This window comes from Microcystis viridis FACHB-1342, assembly GCF_014698335.1.
GTDB classification, from domain to species: domain Bacteria; phylum Cyanobacteriota; class Cyanobacteriia; order Cyanobacteriales; family Microcystaceae; genus Microcystis; species Microcystis ichthyoblabe_A.
Genome location: NZ_JACJSV010000021.1, coordinates 46,926 through 57,802, shown reverse-complemented (window position 1 = coordinate 57,802; position 10,877 = coordinate 46,926). Strand labels below are relative to the sequence as shown.

Annotated in this window: 11 protein-coding genes and 1 tRNA gene; 3 read left to right on the top strand and 9 right to left on the bottom strand. The window is 44.3% G+C overall.

Annotation, left to right across the window (positions count from 1 at the left end):
• Positions 1-250: 250 nt before the first annotated feature.
• The 6 genes from chlG to H6G40_RS09250 form a co-directional block, all read right to left on the bottom strand.
• On the bottom strand, positions 251-1,231 hold the full coding sequence (gene chlG, locus H6G40_RS09275; RefSeq protein ID WP_002733514.1) for a chlorophyll synthase ChlG: 981 nt from the start codon (positions 1,229-1,231) through the stop codon (positions 251-253).
• Between the two features lie 6 nt (positions 1,232-1,237).
• The gene (locus tag H6G40_RS09270; RefSeq protein ID WP_002732524.1) at positions 1,238-2,314 is read right to left on the bottom strand and encodes a Get3/ArsA fold putative tail anchor-mediating ATPase NosAFP; all 1,077 of its coding nucleotides are present in this window, start codon (positions 2,312-2,314) and stop codon (positions 1,238-1,240) included.
• 22 nt (positions 2,315-2,336) lie between these two features.
• On the bottom strand, positions 2,337-2,528 hold the full coding sequence (petP, locus tag H6G40_RS09265; protein WP_002742483.1) for a cytochrome b6f subunit PetP: 192 nt from the start codon (positions 2,526-2,528) through the stop codon (positions 2,337-2,339).
• 200 nt (positions 2,529-2,728) lie between these two features.
• Entirely contained in the window at positions 2,729-3,061 is a 333-nt protein-coding gene (locus H6G40_RS09260; RefSeq protein ID WP_002733222.1) for a hypothetical protein, read from the bottom strand.
• A 94-nt stretch (positions 3,062-3,155) separates the two neighbouring features.
• Positions 3,156-4,052, bottom strand: a complete 897-nt coding sequence (locus tag H6G40_RS09255) for an ABC transporter permease (RefSeq protein ID WP_002733759.1) — start codon at positions 4,050-4,052, stop codon at positions 3,156-3,158.
• Positions 4,053-4,278: 226 nt separating this feature from the next.
• Complete coding sequence (locus H6G40_RS09250) at positions 4,279-4,911, bottom strand: DUF305 domain-containing protein (protein WP_002732073.1); 633 nt, start codon at positions 4,909-4,911, stop codon at positions 4,279-4,281.
• 322 nt (positions 4,912-5,233) lie between these two features.
• Between H6G40_RS09250 and H6G40_RS09245 the strand changes: the two genes are divergently transcribed.
• Positions 5,234-6,100: an Rpn family recombination-promoting nuclease/putative transposase gene (locus H6G40_RS09245; protein ID WP_002734444.1), complete on the top strand. Its 867-nt coding sequence runs from the start codon at positions 5,234-5,236 to the stop codon at positions 6,098-6,100.
• Between the two features lie 116 nt (positions 6,101-6,216).
• Here the strand turns inward: H6G40_RS09245 and H6G40_RS09240 are convergent.
• Both H6G40_RS09240 and H6G40_RS09235 read right to left on the bottom strand, forming a co-directional pair.
• Positions 6,217-6,298: transfer RNA gene (locus tag H6G40_RS09240), tRNA-Leu, on the bottom strand.
• Between the two features lie 54 nt (positions 6,299-6,352).
• A complete protein-coding gene (locus tag H6G40_RS09235) occupies positions 6,353-7,033 on the bottom strand; it encodes a nucleoside phosphorylase-I family protein (RefSeq protein ID WP_069474565.1) in 681 nt (226 codons plus the stop codon).
• Between the two features lie 123 nt (positions 7,034-7,156).
• On the opposite strand from H6G40_RS09235, the gene H6G40_RS09230 reads away from it, so the two are divergent.
• Positions 7,157-8,212: an ABC transporter ATP-binding protein gene (locus tag H6G40_RS09230; protein WP_069474564.1), complete on the top strand. Its 1,056-nt coding sequence runs from the start codon at positions 7,157-7,159 to the stop codon at positions 8,210-8,212.
• Between the two features lie 167 nt (positions 8,213-8,379).
• Here the strand turns inward: H6G40_RS09230 and rimK are convergent, their stop codons facing one another.
• Positions 8,380-9,285: a 30S ribosomal protein S6--L-glutamate ligase gene (rimK, locus tag H6G40_RS09225; protein ID WP_002734374.1), complete on the bottom strand. Its 906-nt coding sequence runs from the start codon at positions 9,283-9,285 to the stop codon at positions 8,380-8,382.
• A 478-nt stretch (positions 9,286-9,763) separates the two neighbouring features.
• On the opposite strand from rimK, the gene rlmN reads away from it, so the two are divergent.
• Entirely contained in the window at positions 9,764-10,777 is a 1,014-nt protein-coding gene (rlmN, locus tag H6G40_RS09220) for a dual-specificity RNA methyltransferase RlmN (RefSeq protein ID WP_123230209.1), read from the top strand.
• Positions 10,778-10,877 lie beyond the last annotated feature (100 nt).

Genomic DNA, 10,877 nt, shown 5'->3' with positions numbered 1-10,877 from the left:
GAAACTATCTCATCAAATTAGTCCCCCCATAGAACCCCCTTGAGCCATCTTGCACACTTTTCTCTTTTTGTCAAATTTTATGTTAAGAAAGATGTGACTAAAGGACAGCTTATCAAGGGGGGCAGGGGGGATCGAACCGAAAATCTATTTTCACCCCTCTTGACGGATCAAGTTACCGTAAACAGAAACCCAATTCAAGGCGATTATGTCCCATAAACTGGATATTTCCAGTTTTTATTAATTACAATCTTCAGAGTATCCCCTGACCTAAAGCCAAACCTGTCACCAACATTCCTAACACTAGGAAAGGCTGGGCGCTGGCTTGATATTTGACATCATTTTTGAGCGGATCCCGCAGAAAATACATATCTTGGAAAGTCATCTGAGGGATAATTAATAACAGTAAAATAGCGGCATAAAGATTCTGATGAATACTAATCAGATAGCCCGCAATTCCCGCTTGAAAAACATCGATCATAATCACACAAATCCAAGCTGCAGTGGTAATTCCAAACATAACTGGCAAGGATTTTAAGCCTAATTTTTCGTCACCTTCCACACTTTTAAAGTCGTTGACCACAGCAATGCCTAACCCCGCCAGACTATAGATGAGGGTTAAGATCATAATTGTCCAATTTAACTGACCAAAAAGGGCGTGACCTGCCCACCAAGGTAATGCTATATAACTAGCACCGAGGGCATAATTTCCTAGCCAACCATTTTGTTTTAATTTTAAAGGCGGTGCTGAATAAATATAGGCGATAAAAGAACCAAATAGGGTTAAACAGAGCATGATTGGGAAATCATGACCAGCCCAGCGATCGAGAAGATAAGATATTCCTAACCCACCTGCTAATAAAACCAAAATCTGGCCGACTACTTGCGGAATAGAAATCACCCCCGAAGGAATCGGACGGTAGGGTTCATTAATTGCATCGATTTCTCGATCGTAAAAATCATTTAAAGTTTGGGTATAACCGGTCATCAACGGACCAGAAAGTAACATACAGGTGGCCGCTTTTAAGACATCTTCTAAAGACCAAGTATAATTACCCGATGAAGCTGCCCCACAGACAACCCCCCAAATTAGGGGAATCCAAGTGATCGGCTTCATCAATTGTAAGCGGATTTTCCAGAGGGAGGTTTCTGCCGATGAGGCCCCTTTCATGCCCAATAATTGGCGAGTTTTTGCGCCTCGATTATCCTTGTTTTCTATCTCGCTGTTCGACATAATCCCTTAAAAAGAAATAATTAAGTAACCTTCTTGGAATTTTGCCCCTTTTACCGATCTTCCGGTCAGAGGCGGTGGTACATCAATATTACGCCGTTGATCCCCGGCTTCGATGGTTAATTCTGGACCCGATTGCGTCAGTTTTACCTGTTTTTTCTCGAATCCGGGTAAATAAACCTTGACCTGACCGGCTGCCGTATCGATTATTAACGGTTTGGGCGGCTGCACCGTGAGAAAATTGGGTAACTCGGCGATTAACTCCTGCCAATCTTCTCCTTGACGGTCGGGTAAAATCGCCGCTGGCAGCGGGGCAAAATCCTCGGTGGCACTCTGACAGCGATTAAAAATCACTCCCCCCACATTTAAACCGATTTGCTGCGCCCCACCCCAAAGATATTTGGCCTCTGCGATCGCAATTGGATCATCATTGGTGACTAGATAGGCTAAAACTCGCCGAGGATCGGCTAAAGCGGAACGTCCCTCGTCTAGAATGTTATTATCGACCTTCTTCCCTAAACCGTCGGGATTAAAGGAGAAATTCAGCACGGCGGCGGCGATTGGTTGGAAAAAGGGAGAAAGGGTGCGACCAATCTCAGAATCGCTGAAAACCTGGCGAAAACGCCGTGAATACCAGCTGCCCACCTCTGGAATCGCCAACATTCGCAGACTGTTGATATCTCCGCTGCCGTCGTAGATGATGACATCGTAATTTCCGCTTTTATCCTGTTCCCGCAGGAAATTTAAGGCTAGAGCTTGGTCCATTCCGGGTAAAACGCCCAACTCTTGACCATAAACATTTTTCAAGGTGGGAGAACGCAAATACTGCTTTTCCAATTCCTTGACTTCTTCCCAACTTTTTTCTAGTAAATGCGTACTACTAAGCTGCACAACCGAGAGATTGGGGGCAATTTCCGTAATGGAGGAGCTAGGGGAGGCCTTGAGGAGTAATCCCCAAGCAGGGCTAGGATCCTGACCGACCAAGAGAACTTTTGACCCCAGACCAGCCATTTTCTTTGCCGAAGCGATCGCTATTGTACTGCAACCGCTGCCCCCCTTGCCCAAAAAGGTCAAAATTAAGGACATAATTAGTTCCTAAGCGTTATATTTAGATGAGTTTGAGTTCATCTTCAAAAAACCAAGTAGCGGTTTTATCATCGAACTGGACAACAGCACCAACACCGCTGCCATCGGTCATCTTAAAATTTTTGATGACACCCACTTTACCCAATTTACCCGCTACATCCGAGTTAACGCGGTCTCTTAAGCGACAGACCTTGACTTTTTGCCCGATTTCCATTACTTCCACAGTTTTAATAAGATGATAATTCAATAAACCAATCCTAAGTTTAATATAAATTCGTGTAAGATAAACCCCCCAATGCTCTTCAGTTATCGGTCTTTCTCAGATCATCTGCACTTAGCGATCATATATACTAAGCAATAGGACAAAATCAATCTCCTGGTTAGGATGGGCAAAAGGCAAATCAAAAAGGGGTTTTATTTGGTTTCTGGGGTAGAATTTTGCAGATTTTCCAGTTGTTCTCTTTGCTTGCGTTTAAACTCCTCGGCCGCTTGGTTGATGTTATTGCGAGTATCTTCCTGAAACTCCGATCCGTCCCGGCTACGGCGAAAATTACTATTATGAATCAAGTCTAAAGGATCAAAACCACCGAGAGCATCCCTGCCATCGGAACTACGTTCATTTTTTTGATAGTCCGGTTGACTGGGGTTCAAGCTTTGAGCTAACACTTGCGGATTAAAATCAGCCCCGACTAATAGAATAGTAGCTAGAAATAAAGACGATTTGATTAACATTTTTTGAGTATTCATAATCTAACTAACTCCTCAGAAAATTATCTTGTTTTTGGTGGTGAGAAAGTTACAAGCTTTTCAGTGAACTGATAACTGATAACTGATAACTGATTTAAGCAAAACGACGACGAAGTAAGGGCTGAATTGCTAAAAGGATTAGCAGATCAAAAGCTGAGAGCAGGGCTAAAACTGTCAAGAAATTGAGGTCAAGCCAAGGGGTTTGTAAGACTATGCTATCAAAAGACCAGTGCTGATTGAAATAAATATAACGGATCGGTTCGATCGCATAGGTAAGAGGGTTGAGACTAGCGATTACTTTTAACCAATCTGCCATAAAGTTTAAGGGAGCGAGGGCGGTACTGGCAAATAAAAGCGGTAAATTGGTGACGAAAATGACGGCGATTAATTCGATATGTCCGGGTAGGGCAAAGGTTAAACTGAGACTTAAGGCAGTCATCCCCAAAACTATTAGGAAAACAATCAAAGCGATCGCACCTAATCCAGCTAAACTGGGTAATCCGGCCCCTAAAAAGGCACTAGCGGCCACGATCGAGGCGGTTTGGATGAAACTGAGGGCGATAATATAGATGGTAGAAGCGGCCACGATCGAGTAACGAGTGGTTAAAGGTGCTACCAAGAGACGGTTAAGAAAGCCAAATTCTCGATCGAACATTACCGGCAAACCGGCATTTAAGGCCCCGGAAAAAGCGGTAAAGACAATCACTCCGGGGGCGAGAAATTTAGCATAACTGAGATCGTTGCCGAATAGTCCCTGGGGGGCATTATAAAATAAAGCTCCAAATAAAATCAGCCACATAAAGGGCTGAATTACCCCCGCGATTAGGGTTGAAGGACGACGTTTTAATTGGATGAACAGACGTTTAGTCATGGCCAGAGTTTCTTGCAGAAATTCCCCTAGCACATTTCCCCCATCGTCCACCGTTGCTGCTCTAGTCGTATTGGGGGCTAAACTAGCTTTTAAGGAAGAAGGTGTGATCGTTTGGCTCATGAAATATTTACCTCGAAAGGGAAGGGTTTAGGTAGAGATTTTGGGATTGTCACTCTCAATCCCCAGCAAGCTAACGGTTTTATTTTAAAGTGAACAGAAGGATATAGCAGTTATCTTTATTTTGAGGCGATAAGTCTCTGGTTTTAGGGGACACCAGAACTTTTGTATCAGTTAAGCGTACTTGCATTAGGGAACGCACCCGACAAAATCGCGATCGCAATACCAGCTAATGATGCATCCCACCCATTGGATTGCGATCACCAAACCAAGCCATCAACCAAGTTTGCATCTGCTGAATTTCCCGGCGCTGGCTAGTGGCAATGTTCTCAGCAAAAGGCCGGACAGCCTGATGCTTCACCAGATTATGATTCAGGAGCATTTGCGACATCATCACGGCTCCCATATGATGTTTAATCATATCTTGTAAAAAAGTTTGATCTAGGGCATCGCCCTGAATTTGACTCAGATCGCGCATCATGGGAACGTAGGAAACGCTAATATTCCTTCCGGGATACCACTCGTTGAGCCAGTTTTTCATCTGAGCAATTTCAGCAGTTTGCACTTGAATGATCTTTTGAGCAAACTGCCTCATCTCAGGACGACTAGTGCGTGTCAGAATAACCTGGACGGTATCGATTGCCTCCTGATGGTGAGGAATCATTTGGGCAAGATAGTTAAACTCGCTACTGACCTGCATATGATGCATCATACCCATGCCGTTGGGAGAAAATTGAGCAGAGGCGGAATCTGGAGAATTTCCAGATGGACGTGTCATAAGTAAAGTTGAGGTTGCAGCCAACCCAAGAGCGGCAACCGCCCCCAGTACAATAATGGCTTTATTTTTCATGGGAGAAACCATTTACAAACCTCACTACAGTATAGCACCTGCCCAAAAGTAACCGGAACTATCTTGACCAAGAAATTGGCAGTCTAACGGCTGAACTCACCCGCCGTCGTTAACTTCCGATAAGGCTCAGACAGTACCTGATGAGCCTTTCTTTGTCAACTCTTGAGGTCTTGAGGTGGGAGCATCTCATTTATGCAAGTGAGTAATTATACTTATCTCTAAAACTGTTTTCCAGCAAGGCTTTCAAAATAGCTTGACATAAAAACCTGATTTAGGGGTTACAAAGGTGAGATGCTCCCTCTTGAGGTTGATGCGTTTCATTTTTGAATTGGCGATGAAACGAGACTCGATATTTTACCGGCTTTTTCAACAATCCCCCTCCCTTCTCTTCGATTTACTGGAAAACCCGCCAGATAATGCCACCGAATACCGCTTTGACTCCGTAGCCGTCAAAGAACCCAAATTTGAGATCGATGGCGTATTCCTGCCACCCGATAATGATAGTAGCGGGGTAATCTATTTTTGCGAAGTGCAATTTCAAAAAGACGAACGACTCTATGAAAGGGTATTTGGTGAATCATTTTTGTATTTTTACCGTCAGCGAGAACGATTTGCCGATTGGCAAATTGTTGTCATCTATCCCACCCGCAGCCTAGAACAAAGTAATGCCCATCCTTACCGGGCGCTGCTCAATTGTGAGCAAGTGCATCGAATTTACCTGAAAGAATTAGGGGAAATTCAGCAGTTACCGTTAGGGGTTGCCTTGATGGTACTCACTACTGTGGAAGAAACCCAAGCACCAGAAAAAGCCCGCTATTTACTGGCACGAACCCAAGAGCAAATTGCAGATACAGAAGCCAGTCGCGCCATAATAGAAATGATTGCCACAATTATGGTCTATAAATTTACTAACTTGAGTCGGCAGGAGGTGGAAGCGATGCTAGGACTACAATTGGCAGATACAAGGGTATATCGTGAAGCCAAGGAAGAAGGACGACTGGAAGGACGACTGGAAGGAGAATCTGCCCTGATTTTGCGTCTGTTGCAACGTCGTTTTGGTGCAGTGGATGAGGTGTTGGCTGCCCAGATTCAGTCTTTAGAAATCGAGCAATTAGAGTCCTTGGCTGAGGCTTTGTTGGATTTTACGGCATTAAACGACCTAGTGCTTTGGCTAAATCGCTACTCGCAACCGCTTAACTAAACTTAGTCAAACCTAAGCCACCTGAAAGGGTGAGTTAGGAAATTTTGATGGCCAAATGTCCATCCCTGACGATGGGTGACAAGGGCAATTCTTGTCAGAGGGCAGATAAAAGTTTATGCGGATGGCGAGACTCGAACTCGCAAGGCGTAAGCCACACGCCCCTCAAACGTGCGTGTCTACCAGTTCCACCACATCCGCTTGATTTTAGCTTAACCATTATAGCACAGAAAAAAAATAATCTGCAAGCAACTTTTAAAAATTACTGCCGCACAACTTTCGCGCCACCTGAGTTAGTACGGATAAACCTTTTAGGGAACCTTGAATCAAATGGAAGGCCGGGAGAGGACGGATTAACATTTGTCGAGCTAGGGGCAATGGTAGCAGCTGACCTTGATTATCAATTGCCGGGGCTAAATCGGGTAAATCCTGTGTCACCTCGTCGCTAATCACGCGCACAATTGCCACTTTTTGCCCCGGTAAAGCCGCTAAAATCCTTGCTCCTTCCATATCTACCACCTCATAGCCCCCCTGTCCTAAACGTCGTTTTTCCTCGGATCGGCTAATCAGGCGATCGCTGGTTAAACCTTTAACGAGACTATATCCGGTTAATTGGGCGATTTCTGCGGTTATTTCTGGTTCGCACTGCCAATAACTCCCCGTTTCCGCGCCACAACCTTGATAGATTACCCCATCTCCGACCCGATAGCGATCGCTGAGACTACCCGCTAATCCCATCAGCACAATTTTTCCCGTAAACTTATTAAGAAATTCTAGAGATTGCCTAGAGACTGGGGAACTGTCGAGAAATTCTGGAGCGCCAAGGTTAATCGGGATAATTTGCGGGGCTAAATCGCCGATGTTCCTTAATCCTCGACGGATTGAGCTATGCTCGGCCCCCCGGGGAACGAGAATAATATCTTCAGGTGTGAGCATGAAATTTTTGAGAAAGTTTCCTAATTAGTCCATTGAGATGTTATAAATAATAGTAGTGAACTAATTAGGAATAATTCTTAAGTAAATAGCCCTGCCACTGACTGGGCGATTGTCTTTCTCACCATGAAAAAGTCTGTCATTCTGCGTTTATCCGAGGTTAACAAGCGTTTTCCCGCTTCTCCTACTCTAGCTGTCGATAATATCAGTTTTAGTTTAACAGAGGGCGAAATTCTCGGATTATTGGGTCCGTCGGGTTGCGGTAAAACCACTCTACTGCGGATGATTGCGGGATTTGAAAAACCATCTCAAGGAGTGATTGAATTGGGAGGGCGAATAGTTGCCGACGAAAAAACCTTTATTCCCCCAGAAAAACGCAATACGGGCATGGTTTTTCAGGATTACGCTCTTTTTCCCCATTTAACCATTGCTGACAATATCGCCTTCGGTTTAAAAAACTCTGGGGAGAAATTATCGACCAAAGCTATTAACGCTAGGGTGGCGGAAACTTTGGATTTAGTCGGACTGCAAGGACTAGAAAAACGTTATCCCCATCAGCTATCGGGAGGACAACAGCAAAGAGTCGCCCTCGCCCGCGCTTTAGCCCCAAAACCCTCTTTAATCCTCTTAGATGAACCTTTAAGTAATCTCGATGTGCAGGTCCGGCAACGCTTACGACACGAGATCCGTCATATCCTGAAAGCGACTGGTATCTCAGCCATTTTTGTCACCCACGACCGGGAGGAAGCAATGGTGATCAGTGACACAATTGCGGTCATTTGTCAAGGAAAATTAGAACAAATTAACAATCCCGAAGAAATTTATAGTCATCCGGCCTCGCGATTCGTGGCTGAGTTTGTCACCCAAGCTAACTTCCTCCCCGCTAGACGGGAGGGGGAACAATGGCAAACCGAGATAGGAGTCTGGGAAATCCCTGATGGTCAAGATTTGGACAAAGGGGAATTGATGCTGAGAGAGGAAGATGTCAAAATTAAGCCGGATGAGACGGGAGAGCTAGTTATTTGCGATCGCCAATTTTTAGGACGGGAATACCGTTATTGTCTGCTAACGGCCACCGGCAGCCAAATCCACGCTAGAACAACGATTAACACCCAATTAGACATCGGTACAAAGGTAAAACTATCGATTATTCCCGATAGCGTCCGTGTATTTGCCGACTGATCAATCACATCTGACTTGAAAGTGGGTGTAGGGTGTAGGGTGTGGGGTGTGGGGTGTGGGGAGCTTTTTTTTAGTAAAAAGGCAGCTCCGAGCTTATCGCTTAATACTATTGACTGATAACTTACCCACTGATAACTGATAACTGATAACTGATGCAAGGCTGACGGCTAATATTGATATCGATCGCGATTTAGGACTAGGGTGGCATTTTTAGCGACAAAATCAATAATTTTTTTGGCCACATCCACACCAGTGGCCGCTTCTATTCCTTCCAAACCGGGAGAGGAATTCACCTCGATAACCACAGGCCCGTGATTAGACCGCAATAAGTCCACACCCGCAACCCGTAAACCCATGGCTTTAGTGGCCCGTATAGCCGTACTGCGTTCCTCTGGGGTTAATTTTATCTTTTCTGCTTTGCCACCGCGGTGAAGATTAGAACGAAAATCCCCTTCGGCCCCCTGTCGCTTCATCGAGGCTACCACTTTTCCATCGATGACAAAACAGCGCAGATCTGCCCCACTGGCCTCTTTAATATACTCTTGTACTAGAATATTAGCCTCTAGTTGCCGAAAAGCTTCAATAACTGACTTGGCTGCTTGGTCGGTTTCCGCTAAGACTACCCCAATACCTTGGGTTCCTTCTAATAATTTAATCACTAGAGGGGTGCCGCCGACGGTTTCGATTAAACCATCGATATCTTGAGTTGCGTGAGCAATTCCCGTCACCGGTAAACCTATCCCTTCCCTGGCCAGGATTTGCAGACAACGCAATTTATCCCGCGACCGGGAAATTGCTTGCGAGTCGTTGGCAGTAAAAACATTCATCACCTCGAATTGTCGGACTACTGCGGTTCCATAGAAGGTTTTTGAGGCGGCAATACGGGGGATAATCGCATCGAAACTCTCTAAGGGTTTACCGTTATAAACAACCGTGGGTTTATGGGAGGTGATGTTCATGTAACAGCGCAAATAATTGATCACTCGTACCTCATGGCCTTGAGCTTCTCCCGCTTCTTTCAGTCGCTTGGTGGAATAAAGAGAAGTATCTTGCGATAAAATAGCGATTTTCATAAATTTTCGCTTAAATATTGCTTTTACAACTGAATAGCTCCTTATTTCCCCATATTGACTTTTTTTGCTGGCAACTCATAAAATTTCTGTTCTCGATCGAAGTCCATCGATTATTATGGCGCTGACAGTTCCCTTTGAACAGTTAGATTAAATGAAAAGTAAAAAAGTCAAGCTTAAGACTAGATTTATTTTTGTCGTCAGGCTCAGTTTAAGTAGCTGGTTATAATTAAATTAAAAATGGATTTGAGGTTCGATCCCCCCTGCCCCCCTTGATAAGGGGGGTGCCGATAGGCGGGGGTATCTGAAAACTTTTAACACCTACCTACTTAAGTTATAGTTTTAAGTATTTAATTGACTAACAAAGACTAGAGAAGGAGCAAAGGGAAAAAATGTCAATTAATCAATACAATTTTGTTACGATTTTGCTACTAGGCATGAGCGATCGGTTAGAATGATAAGGTGATCAACGATAATAATTATGACTTTACTAGCGAAATCTTTAGAGGAACTGACCGACTGGGTAAAAGACCAGGGACAACCCGCTTATCGGGGTAAACAATTACACCAATGGCTATACGAAAAAGGGGTGCATTCTTTGGCGGATATTTCCGTATTCCCCCAAGAATGGCGCAGCAAGCTGGCGGATTATCCTATCGGTCGTTCCCTTATACATTATCGCAGTGTAGCACCCGATCGCACTCGTAAATATCTGCTAAAACTGGCGGATGGTTTAATTATCGAAGCGGTAGGAATTCCTAGTGAAAAAAGATTAACAGTCTGTGTTTCTTCCCAAGTGGGTTGTCCGATGGCCTGTGATTTTTGTGCCACGGGAAAAGGGGGTTTTACTCGTAATTTAAAAGCCTATGAAATCGTTGACCAAGTATTAACAGTACAGGAGGATTTTCAACAGCGAGTTAGTCATGTGGTATTTATGGGGATGGGGGAACCTTTATTAAATATCCCCGAAGTGGTGACAGCGATTCATTCCCTGAATCAAGATGTGGGGATCGGTCAGCGTTGTTTAACGATTTCTACCGTGGGATTACCCCATAAAATCAAGCAACTAGCCGAACATAATTTACAAGTAACTTTTGCTGTTAGTCTTCATGCTTCTAATCAACAAGTTCGAGCTAAATTAATCCCCAGTGCCGACCATTATCCCCTAAGTAATCTGATCCAAGACTGTCAGGAATACGTTCAAATCACGGGACGAAGAGTGACATTTGAATACATTCTTTTAGCGGGAGTAAATGATTTACCCGAACACGCAAGGGAATTAGCCAAACTGGTGAAAGGGTTTCAATCTCACGTCAATTTAATCCCCTATAATCCCATTCAGGAGGTGGATTATCAACGGCCTGATGAAAAAAGAATTAAGGCTTTTAAAACTATTTTAGAACAGGAAAAAGTCGCCGTTACTGTCCGTTATTCGAGAGGTTTAGCGACCGATGCGGCCTGTGGACAATTGCGATCGAGCGTTATGGTAGAATAAACAGGCGTAAATCGGCCATTAACTAGGGTTGGCTGAATAAATCTAAAAACCTTGTTGGGTAAGACGTTTAGACTTTTGGAAAATCAAAAAGTGCCAGCCA